This is a genomic window from Micromonospora inaquosa (assembly GCF_003857055.1).
Classification (GTDB): Bacteria; Actinomycetota; Actinomycetes; order Mycobacteriales; family Micromonosporaceae; genus Micromonospora; species Micromonospora inaquosa.
Genome location: NZ_QGSZ01000122.1, coordinates 1 through 14843, shown reverse-complemented (window position 1 = coordinate 14843; position 14843 = coordinate 1). Strand labels below are relative to the sequence as shown.

Here is a 14843-nt window from a genome sequence, read left to right as displayed (position 1 = left end):
GCCGCCGAACCGCTGAACGCGTGAGGGGAAGGCAGCGCCATGCTCAGCAAAGAGGATCAGCGCAGATTCGACCAGATCACCCGTCAGCTCCGAGAGAGTGACCCGGCTTTCTTCAAGAAGTTGGACCACCGGTCCCGGGCCCGCAGGGGCCGCTACCTGATGTTGTTGACCATCCTGCTGTGGGCGTCACTGCCGGCGATAGCCGTGTTCGCCGGTCGGCTCACCGGCGCGATCTGCGCGGTGGTGCTGATGGCCAACGCCGCGATCATGTGGCGGTTCCGCCGCCGCTGGACATGACCGCTCAACCGCTCGACGGTACGGCTCACCGGTCCGCCGGGCCGAAGGTCCGGTACGCGCGGCGCAACCGTTCGAGCATTCCCGGCCCACCGATGGCCGGGGCCGGTGCTCCGAGCTGGCGCAGCAGCAGGTCGGTGCCGGTCACCAGTCGAGGCGGCCGATCCGGCAGCGGCACCGGCGCTGACCAGAACCGGTCCGCCGCCTCCGCCAGCGGCGTCGCCGACAGCCCGGTGAGCGCGCGGGCGGCACCGACCGGCGCCACGACGTCCACCACCGACACCACACCGTCCGGTTCGGACGGTTCGTCGGCCGGCGGGATGGCACCGGTGGCCGCGACCCGGCGGGTGCGGAGTGCGTCGAGCAACTCCGCGCGGGACCGACCGCGCCAGTGCAGCAGCTCGAACGGGTCCGCGTCGAACGCCTCGGCCAGCAGGTAGAACGTCGCCGCGAGGTGCTTGCACGGCACCGCGAAGTCCGGGCAGTTGCAGCGCTGGGTCAGCTCGTCGACGGCCGCCGGGAACAGCGGCGCGCCAGCGGCGACGAACAGCTCCTCCAACTCGTCGGGGAGGTCCCCGGCGAGCAGCCGGGCGCTGAAGAACGCCTGCCCGGCCAGCTCGTCCTCGATTCGGGACCAGAGCGCGGCCGGGAACGGCTCCAGTGCTATCGACACCTGGTACGGCTGCGGCCGGGAGCCCTGCACCACCGCGCTGACCCGCCCGGGGGTGATGTCGAGCGTGAGCACCTGACCGGCCCGCGCGTACGACCGGCCCCGGGTCAACCGGGTGCCGAGCGCGAACGACTCCAGCACCTCCAGGAAACGCCGCGACCACCAGGATTGGCCGATGGCGCCCCGGGCGCTGCGCGCCCGCAGACCCCCGTCGACCCGACGGGGGCGCCCGTAGTCGGCGAACCGGTCGGTGCTCCGCTCGCTCACGCCAGCCCTCGGCTCGCTCACTCCACCACCGCCCCGGCCTCCAGGGCGAACAGGTCCCGCAACTGGCCGGTGGACAACTCGGTGATCCACTGCTCACCGGTGCCGACCACCCGCTCGGCGAGGCTGCGCTTGTCCGCGATCAGCGCGGCCACCTTCTCCTCGACAGTGCCGGCGCACACGAACTTGCGGACCTGCACCCGTCGGCGCTGCCCGATCCGGAACGCCCGGTCGGTGGCCTGATCCTCGACCGCCGGGTTCCACCACCGGTCCACATGCACCACGTGGTTCGCCGCGGTCAGGGTCAGCCCGGTGCCGCCGGCCTTGAGGGACAGGACAAACAGCGGCGGACCCTCCGCCGACTGGAAACGCTGCACCAGGGCGTCCCGCTCAGCCTTGCCCAGGCCACCGTGCAGGAACAGCACCTCCCGGCCGAACCGCGCCGACAGGTGACCGCGCAACATCGCACCGAACTCGGCGTACTGGGTGAAGAGCAGCGCCCGCTCCCCCGCCGCCAACACCTCCTCCAGGATCTCGGTGAGCCGGGCCAGCTTGCCGGAGCGGCCCTCCAACGGCGAGCCGTCGCGCAGCAGTTGGGCGGGGTGGTTGCAGACCTGCTTGAGTCGGGTCATGGTGGCCAACACCAGGCCGCGTCGCTCGATGCCGTCGCTGGTCTCGATCCGGGCGAGCATGTCGTCGACCACCACCCGGTAGAGCGCGGCCTGCTCGGCGGTGAGGCTGCAGAGCACCTCCATCTCCAGCTTCTCGGGCAGGTCCGAGATGATCGAGGAGTCGGTCTTGAGCCGGCGCAACACGAACGGGCCGGTGATCCGGCGCAGCCGCTCGGCGGCCTCGGCGTCGCCGTGCCGCTCGATCGGTTCGGCGAACCGCTTACGGAACGTCGCGGCCGGCCCGAGCAGACCCGGGTTGGCGAACTGCATGATCGACCAGAGGTCGGCGAGGCGGTTCTCCACCGGCGTACCGGTGACCGCCACCCGCTGCCGCGCGGGCAACGCGCGTACCGCCTCGGCCTGCCGGGTCGACGCGTTCTTGATCGCCTGCGCCTCGTCCACCACCACCCGGTGCCAGTCGATGCCGGCCAGGTCGGCGGCGTCGCGGGCGGCCACCGAGTAGGTGGTGAGGACCAGGTCCGCGCCGTGCGCGGCCGCGGTGAACTCCGCCCCCCGCGCCCGCTCGGCACCATGGTGTACGTGCACCCGCAGCCCCGGGGTGAACCGCGCCGCCTCCCGCTGCCAGTTGCCGACCAGCGACATCGGACAGACCAGCAGGGTCGGCCCGGCCTCCGGCGGGTCCCCGGCGAGCAGCGCGAGCAGTTGCACCGTCTTACCCAGCCCCATGTCGTCGGCGAGCACACCGCCCAGGCCGAGTGAGCGCAGGAACGCCAGCCAGGCCAGGCCACGCTGCTGGTACGGCCGCAGCGTCCCCTGGAAACCCGGCGGCGGGTCCAGCGGGGTGAGTCGCCGCTCGACCGCGCCGGCGAGCAGATCGCCCAGCGCCCCGTCGGCGGTCACCTCCAGCACCGGCAGCGCGCCGGTCGCCTCACCGTCGGCCAACCCGAGGCGCAGCAGGTCGGCGACGGTCAGCTCACCCGCCGAGCGGAGCAGGCGCAGACCAGCGGCGAGCCGACCCGGGTCCAACTCCACCCACCGGCCACGAAGCCGCACCAGCGGGGTCTTCATCTCGGCCAGCGCCGCCAACTCCTCGGCGGAGAGCGGCTGGTCACCGAGGGCGATCTCCCAGCGGTAGTCGACCAGGGCGTCCAGACCGACACCGGCATCGGCGCCACCCACAGTGCCCGGCGCGGTGCGGCTGCGAGCCCGCAACCGGGCGCCCAGGCGCGCCGACGGGCGCTGCCACCAGGACGGCAGCAGCACCCCGAAACCGGCCGCGTGCAGCACCGGGGCACCCTCGCTGAGGAAGCGGTGCGCCCCCTCGACGTCGAGCTCCATCGCCTCGGGGGCGGCGGTACGCAGCGCGGCGTCCAGGTCCGGCCAGAGCCGGCTGGCCCGACCCAGCTCGGCGAGGAGCGTCTCCTGCGGGCTGGTCGTCCGGCCGGCCAGGCCGCCGAGTGTCTGCGGCGCCCGCCAGACCTCACCGGCGTCGACGTGCAGACCGGGCTCGTCGGCGGCCTGCAACCCGAACTCCAGCCGCCAGCGCCCGCCACCCGTCGACCCGGTTGGCACCGTGTCGGCCAGCACCGGTGTAGTGCCGGCGGGCACCGGCGCGGTGGCGGCCGGCACCGCCCGGGTGGCCAGGATCGGTTCGGTGACCTCGTCGGGGGCCGGCTCGACCAGGCGGAAACTGGCCCGCACCGGGCCACCGGCGGCGTCGCGCTGCCAGACGTCCAGTTCGGTGCAGAGGGTGGCGAGCCCGGCCGGGTCGATGCTGAAGTCCCGCTGCGGGCCGGCGAGCGCGGCCAACCAGGCCGGCGCCGGACCACCCGGGCGCAGCCCTCGGGCCAGCGTGGTGGTCGCCAGCGCGGCCCGCGCGGCGGCGTCGGTCAGCGCATCGATCGCATCCGCGACCAGCGCGGCGGCGGTCAGCTCGCCGACGGCAGAACCGGTGGCCGCCACAGCCTCGCTCTCGGCGCGTCGCTGAGCGGCGGTCAGCTCGCGCCCGCCAGAACCGGCGGTCGCCACAGCCTCGCTCTCGGCGCGTCGCTGAGCAGAGGCTGCGGTGGACGCTGGCAACGCGGCGGCCGCGGGCGGCACGACGGTGGCTCGGGCGGCGGGTGGCAGGGCCAGCGCCAGCGATCGCGCCCAGGCGGCGTCGGTGCCGGTCAGCAGCGGACGCCAGACCGCCTGCGCGGGCACCTCGCCGGCAGCGCCGGGCGTCACCGTCGCGCCAGCGCCGGGCGTCACCGTCGCGCCAGCGCCGGCGACCACTGTCGCGCCAGCGCCGAGCGGCTGGTCGCCCGTCGGCATGCGCACGCCGGGCAGGACGCGGCCACGGGTCACCAGGTCGGCGGCGAAGTCGGCCAGCTCGGCGAGGTGCCTCAGGGTGGCCCCGGGTACCGCCGGGATGTCGTCGAGGGCGTGCAGCAGCGACAGTGCGGCGTCCGGGGCGTACACCAGGGTGGGGACCCGCCACCCTGCCAGGGTGAGCCGGCCGCGGGCCGCAGGTGCGACGGTGGTCCGGATCAGCTCGGGTGAGTCGGTCGGCGCGCCCGCCACTGTGGGCAGGGTGAGCAGCGCGGTGTCCAGCCGGGTCGGCTCAGCGGCCTCGGCGAGGACGGCGGCCAGGTCGGTGTGCCCGGCGGCGAAGGGGTGCGGGCGTTCCCGGGCCGGGCGACCCGAACGCGGGGCGGGAACCGGCGCGGCGCTGTCCTCGGCCCAGACGGCGAGGCCGCCGGTCGAGCCGTCGCCGGGCAACCACAGCCCGTGGATGACCAGCACCTGCTCCCCCTAGTCGCCCGTCCGCCCCCAGGATAGGCGGCCCGACAGACCAGACACCCACACCCACCGCCACACCCACCGCCGCACCTGCGCGATCTTGCAGTTTGTGTCGACAATCTGCGAAGACTGCACCTTTTGTCGCAGCCGAAAGTGCAAGATCGCGAGGGCTGGAGGGGCTGGAGGTGGGAGGGGCAACACCGGTACCCAGGGCTCAGAGCGCGCCGCACTCGCCGTCGGTCAGCTCGCGCAGGATGTCGGCGTGGCCCGCGTGCCGGGCCGTCTCCTCGATCAGGTGCACCAGAATCCAGCGCACCGACACCTCACCGAGCTGCGGGTGCGGCACCACGTGGTCGAGGTCGACGCTCGCGGCGACCGCCCGGGAGCGCGCGCAGGCCCGTTCGTACGCCTCAACGATCCCCGCGACGTTCTCCTGGTCGCCGAGCAGGAAGCTGGCGACCGCGTCCTCCTCGGAGGTCAGGTAGACGTCGCCGGGCTCCGGGGCCAACAGGGTCGGGAACCAGTTCCGCTCGACCATGGTCAGGTGCTTGACCAAACCGAGGAGCGTCGTCGCCGAGGGCACCAGCCGGCGGCGGGCGTCGGCGTCGGAGAGCCCGCGCAGTTTGCGCAGCAGCACGGCCCGGTGGAAGTCGAGAAACGAGGTCAGGACGGCGCGCTCGTCCCCGGTGCGGGCGAGCACCGGACCGAGCGTGGGATCGATCGTCTGCTCCATCCGCCGACCCTAGCCACCGGCCGGTCACCCCGCTGCCCCGCTATCCGCTGCGGGCGGGCGTCACGCCGGGCAGGATGGGCGCATGGCTTCATCCGTGCAGATCCTTCTCGTCGGCGGCACGGCGGACGGGCAGACCGTCACCGTCGAACTGGACAGCAACGGCCGCCCGCCGCTGACCCACCATCACCTCGGCTCCGGTGGGCTGGCCGACGCGCAGATCTACGAGTTGGAGTCCGCCCGCGAGGAGGCCCGCGAGTGGCGCTACCGGTGGACCGGCCCGGCGGTGTGACCGCCCGCTCAGACCCGGGTGAGGGTCTGGCTGCGCAGGCTCTCCAACACGCCGCGGGTGACCTCCGCGGTGCCCCGCGCCTGGTCGCACACTTCGGCTACCCGTCGTGCGGTGGCCTCGGCGCGTTGCTCCCGCTCGTCCCAGAGTCGGTCGACCTCGGCCAGCAGCGGCCCCTCGACCTCCCGCTCCACGCCGCGTAGCGCCGGCACACCGAGCCGTTGGGCCAGGTCGAAGACCTTGCCGGCGTACGGCAGGGGCAGGAACGGCGTACCGACCATCGCCGCGAAGATCAGGAAGTGCAGGCGCATGCCGACGGCCAGGTCGAAGTGGCGCATCAGCCCCAGCACCTGCTGCGGAGAGTAGGTGCCGTGCAGGATTCGACCCCGCTCGGCGGCGACCATGTGCGACAGCACCCCGTGGGAGTGCCGGATGTCGTCGCGCTCCATCGGCACGAACAGCACGTACGCGTCGATCCGGTGCACCAGGAAGTCACCGATCTGGGCCAGCAGCCGGTGGTAACCATCGACGTCGAGGCGTTCGGCGGCACGGCCCGGCTCGCGCACGCTGATCCCGACCAACCGCTTGCCGACCGGCACACCTTCCTCGGCCAGCAGATGGGCCGGGAACTCCTCCGGTTGCAGGAGGAACGCCGGGTCCGCGGTGACCGTGATCGGGTTGAGCAGGCCCGCCTCCTCCAGCACCATCCGGGACTCCTGGTCCCGGACGGTCACCTGGGTCGCGCTGGACAGCGTCTCCCGAACCATGCCGGTGTCCACCCCGTCGCTGAGCGGCCCGACCCCCACCGCGTACGTGATCAGCGGCAGGCCCCGCTCCTGGGCGACCCGGACCACCCGCAGGTAGCGGCGGGCCTCCCGGTCGTAGAGGATGCCGCCGCCACCCAGAATGAGCAGGTCGAGTTGGGCCAGGACCAGGGCCGAGTCGGTACGGCTCACGCCCTCCCACGGCACCGCTTCGACGTCCGGGTGCGCGGCCCGGGTGTGCTCCGGGTTCCGGGAGAAGACGATGATCCGGGCGTTCGGTTCCTGCGTACGCAGATCGGTGAGCAGGCCGGTGAGGATCGCCTCGTCGCCGAGGTTTCGCCCACCGTACGAGCCGAGCACACCGATGGTCAGTCCGGCGCCGTGCGTCATCCGTCGCTCCTCCCCAGGTGCGGTCCGCGCCGGTTTCCCGCTGGGCAGGTGAACAGTCCTGCCGAGGGGACCGTCGGTGGACCTTCGCCAGCTCAGCCCGCCGGGGTTATCCGCTTCGCCATCTGTTGCGCGGTGACCTCGAAGCCCAGACTGCGGTAGAGGCCGATCGCCACGGTGTTCGTACCGAAGACGTTCAGACCCAGCTCGGGCACGCCGAGGTGGGCGAGTTCGGCCTCGATGAGCTGGATCATCCGTCGTGCGTACCCGCGTCCCCGATGCTCCTCGTGCACCTCGATGTTGTGGATCCACGCCTGGTTCGGGGCGGCGGCCGCCGGCAGTGTCACCCAGATCCAGCCGACCTCGGTGTCACCGGCCCGGGCCGTCCGCAGCAGGACCCCCTCGGTGGCCGCGCCGGCCGGCAACAGCTCCCGGATCTGGGTGACCGTCCGTTCGAGGGCCGCCTCCGGGGTCATCCCCCGGTGGGCCACCAGGTCCTCGGCGTACCCCTGCTGCAGCGGCCCCAGCAGGCGGGCCAACTCCTCTGCCGTCGTCGGCGTCAACGTCAACTCCACAGCGTCTCCCCTTCGTCGTGGCCAGCGGGTAGTGCAGCAGAACCGGCCGGGACACGCCAACAGATTCCGACGGGGCGGCCCCGGGTGTGTGGCCCGGCGGCGGGTGGTGCCGCCCTGGCCGCCGTCCGCCCGACCAGACGGAGCACTGGTTGACCTGCGGGCGGGGTCAGGGTGCCGTCGTCGACTCCAGTTGGCAGGCCAGTTGCGCCAGGTCATCGAGGCGCAGGTCGCCGTCGAGCCCCTTGAGCGCGGCGGTCATCGCACCGGCCGCCCGCCCGGCCCGCAGGCCGACCTCGGCGTCCTCGACGACGAGGCAACGCGAGACGGGGACGCCCAGCAGCGCCGCGGCGCGCAGGTAACCCTCCGGGTGCGGTTTGCCGACACGTACGTCCTCCACCGTGACCAGCACCGGCGCCTTGATGCCGGCGGCGCCGAGCCGCGCCTCGGCCAGCCGGGCGTCGGCGCTGGTCACCACCGCCCAGGGCAAACCCAGCCGGGCCAGCGTGCTCAGCAGTTCGTGCGCTCCGGGGGTGGCCGTCACGTCGGACAGGTCGTCGTACTGCAATGCGAGCTGTCGTGCCGCGGCGGTGGCGACCGCGCTGTCGTCGAGCGCGGGCAGCAGTCGGCGGATGGTCCGGTCGGCCGGGCTGCCGTGCGCGATCGCCAGCGCCGCCTCCGGGTCGACGTCGTACTCGCCGGCCCACCGCTCCCAGGCCCGCTCCACGGCGGCGTCGGAGTCGACCAGGGTGCCATCCATGTCGAACAGCACCGCGCCAATGCCTGCCAGTCTCACCAGCACACTCCCCGAATCGCTCGCCTCACGAGGTCAAGACCGCGATGGTCCGCCGACTCCGACGACGCACGCAACTTCGGCGGCGGGTATCGGACCTGGAGGTCGGAGCGAGGGGTCCGATAGCCGCCGGACGGGAGGTCGGCGGTGAACGGGCGGTCTTTCCCGGGTTGACGCTCTACGCGATGAGCAGGACCGAAGGCGGCGGCGATCGGCGGATTCACCGCCGTCGGCCGGTACGCCCTCCCCGCCGATATCGCGGCCATCGTCGCGCACCTGGCCAGCCCCGAGGCCGGTTACGTGACCGGTGCGGTGGTCAACGTGGACGGCGGCGTCACCAGCTGAGGAGCCCGGGCGTCGTCGCGCGACGGCGACGGCGTCGTGCGGGCGCCCATCATCCCGGTGACGGACGCGGTTCGGGCAGCTCGTAGCCGGCCTCCTCGACCGCGGCTCGTACCTCGGCGATGTCGAGGGGTCGATCGCTCGTCACCGTGGCAGTGTCGCGTTCGACGTCCACCGCCACGGCGGTGACGCCGGGAATCCGTTCGATCTCCTCGGCGACGAAGCCCGCACAGTGCCCACAGGCCATACCGACCACCCGATAGCTGCTGACGGTCATGCCGGCGACTGCCCTGGGTCCGGCGAGGGCTCCGAGCCGACCTCGGCCGGGGCGACACCGCTGGCCTTGGCGGGAACCGATCGGGTGAGCATGTGGGCCTGGCGCATTCGCCCGTCGACAGCGAACTGACCGAAGAAGTGGACGTCCACACTGCCTGCCCGCTTCGACGTCTGGAAGTGCAGTGTGTAGCGGGCGGCGATCCGGTCCCCGTCTGCCATGGCCTCATGCACCTCCCACCGGGCGCCGGTCTGATGCTTGCGCACCGGGCGGGTGTGCGCGATGAGCTTGGTGCGGTCCATCCGGTTGCCGTCGGCGAACTGCACAATGTCGGGCGTGTGGTACCTGTCGACGACCACTGCCGGATCCTCGTCGCCGCGAACCAGATCGTTCGTGAAGGAGGTGAAGAAGTTCCCGATGAACTCTTTCGGATCGATGCCGTCGAGACCGCCCATGCCACCCACCGTCAGCTTGTGATTCGACTAATCTTTACGGCTTGTAAAATATCGCCGTCCGATAACTTTGGCAAGGTGTAAGAGATGACTGGCTCAGCAGACCGCAACCGCCGTGCCGACGCCCGCCGCAACAGCAGCGCGATCCTCGACGCGGCAGTCCGACTGCTCGACGCGCAGCCCGACGCGAGCCTCGACGCCATCGCCAGCGCCGCCGGCGTGACCCGGCAGACCGTCTACGCCCACTTCCCGTCCCGTGAGCACCTGATGGCGGCCGTCGTGCAACGGATCACCGACGAGGCCGTCGCCGCGATGGACGCCGCCGACCCGGACACCGGCTCCGCCACGGAGGCGCTGATCCGCGTCCTCAACGCCGGTGCCCAGACCGCCGGGCGCTATCCGGTCCTCATCCAGCAGATCGCGTCACTTCCGGTGAGCCCACACGTCGACGAGGAACGCCACGCACCGGTCGCCGACCGGATCAACCGCGTGATTCAGCGCGGTCAGACGAGCGGCGAGTTCGACACAGGGCTCCCGGCCGGCTGGCTGGCCGCGATCACCATCAAACTCGGCCACGCCGCGGGCGAGGAGGTCGACGCCGGCCGAATGACTCCGGCCGAGGCCGCCGAGGCGCTGCGTACCGTCCTGATCAGGATGCTGCACCCCGGAGCATGATCATGTGCAGGCACTACCGCGAGGCGTGCCCGAGATATCGCCGACCCACCCGACGAGGCCGGGGCACTCCCGACGCAGGCGCAGGTGGTTTCGATGGATGATGAAGGGTGGGCGCGGCAGGTTTCGAACCTGCGACCCCCCGCTTGTAAGGCGGGTGCTCTCCCACTGAGCTACGCGCCCGGATCGCCCGTGTGGCGGGCCGGTGGCTGGCAAGCTTACCTGCCCGCCACCGACCCGGGCGCACGGCGTACCCCGGTCAGCTGGCCGCTTCGGCGAGGGCCTTGCGCCAGCCCTGCTGGTCGCGGGCCTCGCCCGGGGTGTTCATCTCGGCGAAGCGGACCACGCCGGTCTTGTCGATGACGAAGGTGCCCCGGTTGGCGACGCCGGCCACGTCGTTGAAGACCCCGTACGCCTGGGCGACGGCGCCGTGCGGCCAGAAGTCGGCCAGCATCGGGAACTGGTAGCCCTCACGGTCGGCCCAGATCTTGTGGCTGTAGGCCGAGTCGACGCTGACGGTCAGCACCTGGACGTCGTCGTTCACGTACTCGCCGAGGTTGTCTCGTATCTCGCTCAACTCGCCCTGGCAGGTGCCGGTGAAGGCGAGCGGGTAGAAGACCAGCAGCACTGTGCGCCTGCCCAGGAAGTCCGCGAGGCGAATCTCCTGGTTGTTCTGGTCCTTGAGCACGAAGTCCGGCGCCTCGGCACCAACCTCGATGGGCATGCGAACTCTCCTCGCGTCAAGTCGGATGAACGGCACCGGCCTGCTACCCGGCGGTGGGGGGACCGTCGGGCGCGCGGAGCGGCGCTGGCTACTTCTTGGCCTTGGCCCCTCGACGCAGCACCAGACGTGCGCCGCTCCAGTCCCGGCCGGCGTTCACGGTCGAGGTCTGCTGAAGGCCGGCGGTGGGCGCGGACTCCGCGACCTCGCTCGGCTCGACGTGCCCCTCGCGCCCCGCCTTCGGGGTGAGCAGCCACACGACGCCGTTGTCGGCCAGCGGGCCGAGGGCATCGACGAGCAGCTCGAAGAGGTCACCGTCGCCGTCCCGGTACCAGACCAGCACCGCGTCGACCACCTCGTCGGTGTCCTCGTCGACCAGATCTCCACAGCGGTCGGTCAGGGCGTCTCGGAGATCCTGGTCGACGTCGTCGTCGTACCCCATCTCCATGACGACCATCCCCGGTTCGATTCCGAACCGGTCCGCCAGGCTGCGAACCCCGTCGGCGGCCTGACCAGCGGTCGCGCTCACTGTCGCGTGCCTCCTCATCTCGTCCCTGCTCGCGGCGTCAGTGCGACGCCGTCAGGCAAAGTCCACACAGTTGTGCGTCTGCGCGCAAGTGGCGCACCGGGTGGAACGGAATTTACCGTGCCAGCAGCGTACGGGCACCGTCGGTAATGGCGTCCGCGGAGACCAGTACGTGACGTGCTGCCGGACCTAATGGTACAAACGAGTCAACTCCCGCCACTCGTCGTGCCGCGCCGACATATCCGGCGTCGACCAGCGCGGCGATCACGCCCTCGCCGACCCCGCCGGAGCGGCGCGTCTCGTCCACCACCAGCACCCGGCCGGTCGCAGCGGACTCCCGGATGATGTCGGCCACCGGCAGCGGGGCCAGCCAGCGCAGATCCACCACGCGGGTGCCCACCCCCTCCTCGGCGAGGACGGCCGCGGCCCGCAGCGACATCCGCACCCCGTTACCGAAGGTGATGATGGTGAGGTCGTCCGCCGAGCCGACCCGGTAGACCCGGGCCCGTCCGATCGGCACGTGCCCGGCCACCCACCCGCCCGGCTCCGGATAGCCGGCCAGCCACTCCCCATCACCCTCCGCATACAGGTCACGGGTGTGGTAGAGCGCGATCGGCTCCAGGAACACGCAGACACTGCCGTCCACCGCCGCGCTCGCCAGACAGGTCCGCAGCATGGGCGCGGCATCGTCCGGCCGCGCCGGCACCGCGACCACCAGACCGGGCACATCCCGGAGTACGGCCACCGAGTTGTCGTTGTGGAAGTGCCCGCCGAACCCCTCCTGGTACGCCAGGCCCGCCACCCGCACCACCATCGGGTTGCGGAACGCCCCCTGCGAGAAGAACCGCATGGTCGCCGCCTCGCCGCGCAGTTGATCCTCGGCGTTGTGCAGGTACGCCAGGTACTGGATCTCCGGCACCGGCAGCATCCCGGCCAACCCGGCACCGAGGCCCAGCCCGAGCACCGACGTCTCGTCGAGCAGGGTGTCGAAGACCCGGGCCGCCCCGAAGCGGTCGCGCAGCCCTTTCGTCACCCCGTACACGCCGCCCTTGGCGGCCACGTCCTCACCGAAGATCGCCATCTGCGGGTGGTCGAGCATTCCGTCGGCGAGTGCGGCGTTGATGCTCTGCGCCAACGTCATCGGCCCGGCCAGCTCCGGCGGCTTACCGCCGAACGCCTCCGCCCGGGCGCCCGCGCCCGGCCCGCTGGCCCGCGCCGCGGCGTCGGCCACCGCCCGCGCCACCCGTACCGGACGACGAGGGGCCAGCGCCGACACCACCTCGGCCGCGGCGGCCAACTTCGGTTCGCCCAGCACCTCCTCGGCCAGCCGGCGTACCTGCCAGCCGGTCTCGTCGTACCGGGCCAGCAGCTCCTCGCCGGTCGCCACGCCGGCGTCGACCAGCAGCCGCGCGGTGGCGGCCACCGGGTCCCGGTCCAGGTCCGCGGCCAACTCGGCCGGGCTCCGGTACGCCGATTCCGCGTCCGCCCCGGCGTGCCCCATCAGCCGCACGGTGCGCAGGTGCAGCACGGCCGGCCGCCGGTTGCGGCGTACCCAGGCCGCGGCCTCCGCCGCCACCGCGTACGTCTGCACCGGGTCGGCCCCGTCGGCGCTGAAGTAGCGGATGCCCGGCTTGGCCCGCAGGGTCGCCTCGACCCAGCCCTCCGGCGAGCGGACGCTGATGCCCAGCCCGTTGTCCTCGCAGACGAAGAGCACCGGGATCCGCAGCCCGGCGTGGTCGTACCACCCGGCGGTGTTGAAGGCGGCGGTGGCGCTGGCGTGGTTGACCGAGGCGTCGCCGAACGAGCAGACCACTATCGCGTCCGGTGGCCACGGGGAGTGCGCGGCTCCGGCGCCGCTGCCCACCCGCACTCCGGCCCCGGTACGCCGTCCGGCGCTGTCCAGCCGGCGCAGCCGCTCCACCGCCAGTCCCATCCCCACGGCGCGGGGCAGGTGCGAGGCGATGGTGGAGGTGGTCGGCACGATGGCCAGGTCGGCTCGGCCGAAAACCTTGTGTCGACCACCGGCGATCGGCTCAAGGCTGGACGCGACCATCCCGCGCAGCACGTCCCGGGCCGCGTCGGCGTATGCCGCGAACCCGTCGACGGCCACGGTTGCCGCTGTCGGTTCGGGCCCGGACGGCTCCGATTCGGACAGCCGCGGGTCGGCGGTCGGCTCGGGGTCGCGGGTCGACTCACCGTCGACGGTGGATTCGGGATCGGACGGCTCGGTGCGGGCGGTCGGCGTCGGGTCGCCGGCGGCCTGGGTGGCACGGAGGCAGTAGAAGGCGCCCGATCGGTAGTGCAGCAACGCCGGATCGGTGGGACGCAGCGCGGCGGCGACCGCGGCGTTGCCTTCGTGCCCGGCCGAGCCGATGGTGTAGAAACCCTCCCCGAAGCTGCGCAACCAGCGGCCGGCCAGGTCGAGCTGCCGGCTGGTCACCTGCGCGTCGAACAGGTTCAGCACCTGCGCGCCGGTCAGTGGGGCGTCGTCGGTGACCGGGTCGGCGGGGTCACGCCGCCGCTCGGTGGCGGGCAGCGCCGCCAGCGTCTCCCGGAACCGGTCGTCGAGATCTTGCGGGGTGGTCACGTCGGACAGCATTACCGACGGAGGCCGTGCTCGCCCAGTGGGACACGGCCGACGGGGGTGCGCTCACTCCGGGCCGCAGGCCTCCGGACAGCCACCGTCGGACACCTTCCAGACCAGGTCACGAAGGGCGGCCAGCTCCACGTCGGTCAGCCCGGACAGGAGTCGGGAGTCGGACATCACCTCGATCACCCGGGCCCGCACGACCCGGCCCTCCTCGGTCACCAGCAGTGTCTTCTGCCGCCGGTCCGTCGGTTCGGTGCGGCGTTCGACCAGCCCGGCCTGCTCCAGCTTGTCGACCAGCACCGTCACGTTCGACCGGTCGCAACCCAGTTGACCGGCGAGGTCCCGGGCCGGCAGCGGGTGGTCCGGGTCCAGCTCCCGCAGCGCCCGGGCCGCCGCCGGGGTGAGGCCCAACTCGGCGAACGCGGAGCCCTGCCGGTGTCGCAGGGCGGCGGTGACGTGCGCCATCCGCCGCACCACATCGGCGGCGAGGTCGGACCGATCCATCAGCCCGCCCGCTGGGGTATCCACCTGCCGCGTCACCCCCACATCGTACGCAGCAGCCCCGTCGATCAGGGGTTCGTGGTGTCCGGTTTGCCGCTCGACGGGCGGTCTGGGGTTGGGGTTCGGGTTCGGTCAGCCGGGGAGGAAGGAGAAGCGGACCTGGCGGGTCGGGTTGTCGCCGTTGGTGTCGACGAGGCAGATCGACTGCCAGGTGCCCAGCGCCAGCCGGCCGCCGAGCACCGGCAGGGTGGCGTAGGGCGGGATGAACGCCGGCAGCACGTGATCGCGGCCGTGGCCGGGCGAGCCGTGGCGGTGCCGCCACCGGTCCTCGGTGGGGAGCAGGTCGGCCAGCGCGCTGAGCAGGTCGTCGTCGGAGCCCGCCCCGGTCTCGATGATCGCCAGGCCGGCGGTGGCGTGCGGCACGAAGACGTGCAGCAGGCCGTCGCCCTCGCCGGAGACGAACTCCTGGGCCTCCGCGGTGATGTCCCGGACGGTCGGCCGGGACCCGGTCTGGACGGTGATCACATCGCTGCGCATACGTCGCATTCTGCCCCAGGGCGGGCTCAGGAGCCGCCGCCACCGCCACCAG

Annotated in this window: 16 protein-coding genes, 1 tRNA gene and 1 pseudogene; 4 read left to right on the top strand and 14 right to left on the bottom strand. The window is 72.5% G+C overall.

Annotation, left to right across the window (positions count from 1 at the left end):
• Positions 1 to 39: 39 nt before the first annotated feature.
• Positions 40 to 297: a DUF3040 domain-containing protein gene (locus DLJ59_RS03160; protein WP_124771007.1), complete on the top strand. Its 258-nt coding sequence runs from the start codon at positions 40 to 42 to the stop codon at positions 295 to 297.
• Positions 298 to 322: 25 nt separating this feature from the next.
• On the opposite strand, the gene DLJ59_RS03155 is transcribed toward DLJ59_RS03160, so the two are convergent.
• The 3 genes and pseudogenes from DLJ59_RS03155 to DLJ59_RS03145 form a co-directional block, all read right to left on the bottom strand.
• Positions 323 to 1252: an SWIM zinc finger family protein gene (locus tag DLJ59_RS03155; protein WP_124771006.1), complete on the bottom strand. Its 930-nt coding sequence runs from the start codon at positions 1250 to 1252 to the stop codon at positions 323 to 325.
• A pseudogene (locus tag DLJ59_RS03150) lies at positions 1249 to 4050 on the bottom strand (DEAD/DEAH box helicase); the annotation flags it as partial. The pseudogene DLJ59_RS03150 and the gene DLJ59_RS03155, both read right to left, overlap by 4 nt.
• Before the next feature lie 805 nt (positions 4051 to 4855).
• Positions 4856 to 5374, bottom strand: a complete 519-nt coding sequence (locus tag DLJ59_RS03145) for a DinB family protein (protein ID WP_124771004.1) — start codon at positions 5372 to 5374, stop codon at positions 4856 to 4858.
• 82 nt (positions 5375 to 5456) lie between these two features.
• Between DLJ59_RS03145 and DLJ59_RS03140 the strand changes: the two genes are divergently transcribed.
• Entirely contained in the window at positions 5457 to 5663 is a 207-nt protein-coding gene (locus DLJ59_RS03140) for a hypothetical protein (RefSeq protein ID WP_124771003.1), read from the top strand.
• An 8-nt stretch (positions 5664 to 5671) separates the two neighbouring features.
• On the opposite strand, the gene DLJ59_RS03135 is transcribed toward DLJ59_RS03140, so the two are convergent.
• The 3 genes from DLJ59_RS03135 to DLJ59_RS03125 all read right to left on the bottom strand — a co-directional run bounded on the left by DLJ59_RS03135 (position 5672) and on the right by DLJ59_RS03125 (position 8179).
• Positions 5672 to 6814, bottom strand: coding sequence for a polysaccharide pyruvyl transferase family protein (locus DLJ59_RS03135; protein ID WP_124771002.1), 1143 nt, complete (start codon positions 6812 to 6814; stop codon positions 5672 to 5674).
• Positions 6815 to 6906: 92 nt separating this feature from the next.
• On the bottom strand, positions 6907 to 7386 hold the full coding sequence (locus DLJ59_RS03130; RefSeq protein ID WP_158630774.1) for a GNAT family N-acetyltransferase: 480 nt from the start codon (positions 7384 to 7386) through the stop codon (positions 6907 to 6909).
• A 166-nt stretch (positions 7387 to 7552) separates the two neighbouring features.
• A complete protein-coding gene (locus DLJ59_RS03125; RefSeq protein ID WP_124771000.1) occupies positions 7553 to 8179 on the bottom strand; it encodes an HAD-IA family hydrolase in 627 nt (208 codons plus the stop codon).
• Between the two features lie 207 nt (positions 8180 to 8386).
• On the opposite strand from DLJ59_RS03125, the gene DLJ59_RS38050 reads away from it, so the two are divergent.
• Positions 8387 to 8521, top strand: coding sequence for an SDR family oxidoreductase (locus DLJ59_RS38050; RefSeq protein ID WP_425271381.1), 135 nt, complete (start codon positions 8387 to 8389; stop codon positions 8519 to 8521).
• Between the two features lie 49 nt (positions 8522 to 8570).
• Here the strand turns inward: DLJ59_RS38050 and DLJ59_RS03115 are convergent, their stop codons facing one another.
• Complete coding sequence (locus tag DLJ59_RS03115) at positions 8571 to 8795, bottom strand: heavy-metal-associated domain-containing protein (RefSeq protein WP_124770999.1); 225 nt, start codon at positions 8793 to 8795, stop codon at positions 8571 to 8573.
• Positions 8792 to 9247 carry a nuclear transport factor 2 family protein gene (locus tag DLJ59_RS03110; protein WP_208648534.1) on the bottom strand — a complete coding sequence of 152 codons (456 nt, stop codon included), beginning with the start codon at positions 9245 to 9247 and terminating at the stop codon, positions 8792 to 8794. Before DLJ59_RS03110 ends, DLJ59_RS03115 begins: the two co-directional genes overlap by 4 nt.
• Positions 9248 to 9331: 84 nt before the next feature.
• Between DLJ59_RS03110 and DLJ59_RS03105 the strand changes: the two genes are divergently transcribed.
• The gene (locus DLJ59_RS03105; RefSeq protein WP_124770998.1) at positions 9332 to 9919 is read left to right on the top strand and encodes a TetR/AcrR family transcriptional regulator; all 588 of its coding nucleotides are present in this window, start codon (positions 9332 to 9334) and stop codon (positions 9917 to 9919) included.
• 108 nt (positions 9920 to 10027) lie between these two features.
• Here DLJ59_RS03105 and DLJ59_RS03100 read toward each other — a convergent pair.
• From DLJ59_RS03100 to DLJ59_RS03075, 6 genes are all read right to left on the bottom strand, one after another.
• Positions 10028 to 10099 (bottom strand) — tRNA-Val (locus DLJ59_RS03100).
• A 76-nt stretch (positions 10100 to 10175) separates the two neighbouring features.
• Positions 10176 to 10640: a peroxiredoxin gene (locus tag DLJ59_RS03095; RefSeq protein ID WP_124770997.1), complete on the bottom strand. Its 465-nt coding sequence runs from the start codon at positions 10638 to 10640 to the stop codon at positions 10176 to 10178.
• A gap of 88 nt (positions 10641 to 10728) precedes the next feature.
• Positions 10729 to 11166: a DUF3052 domain-containing protein gene (locus DLJ59_RS03090; RefSeq protein ID WP_030330240.1), complete on the bottom strand. Its 438-nt coding sequence runs from the start codon at positions 11164 to 11166 to the stop codon at positions 10729 to 10731.
• Between the two features lie 112 nt (positions 11167 to 11278).
• The gene (locus tag DLJ59_RS03085; RefSeq protein ID WP_124770996.1) at positions 11279 to 13762 is read right to left on the bottom strand and encodes a thiamine pyrophosphate-dependent enzyme; all 2484 of its coding nucleotides are present in this window, start codon (positions 13760 to 13762) and stop codon (positions 11279 to 11281) included.
• 51 nt (positions 13763 to 13813) lie between these two features.
• Complete coding sequence (locus tag DLJ59_RS03080) at positions 13814 to 14257, bottom strand: MarR family winged helix-turn-helix transcriptional regulator (protein WP_124771019.1); 444 nt, start codon at positions 14255 to 14257, stop codon at positions 13814 to 13816.
• Positions 14258 to 14386: 129 nt separating this feature from the next.
• Complete coding sequence (locus tag DLJ59_RS03075) at positions 14387 to 14791, bottom strand: YjbQ family protein (protein WP_167493813.1); 405 nt, start codon at positions 14789 to 14791, stop codon at positions 14387 to 14389.
• Positions 14792 to 14843: the final 52 nt, after the last annotated feature.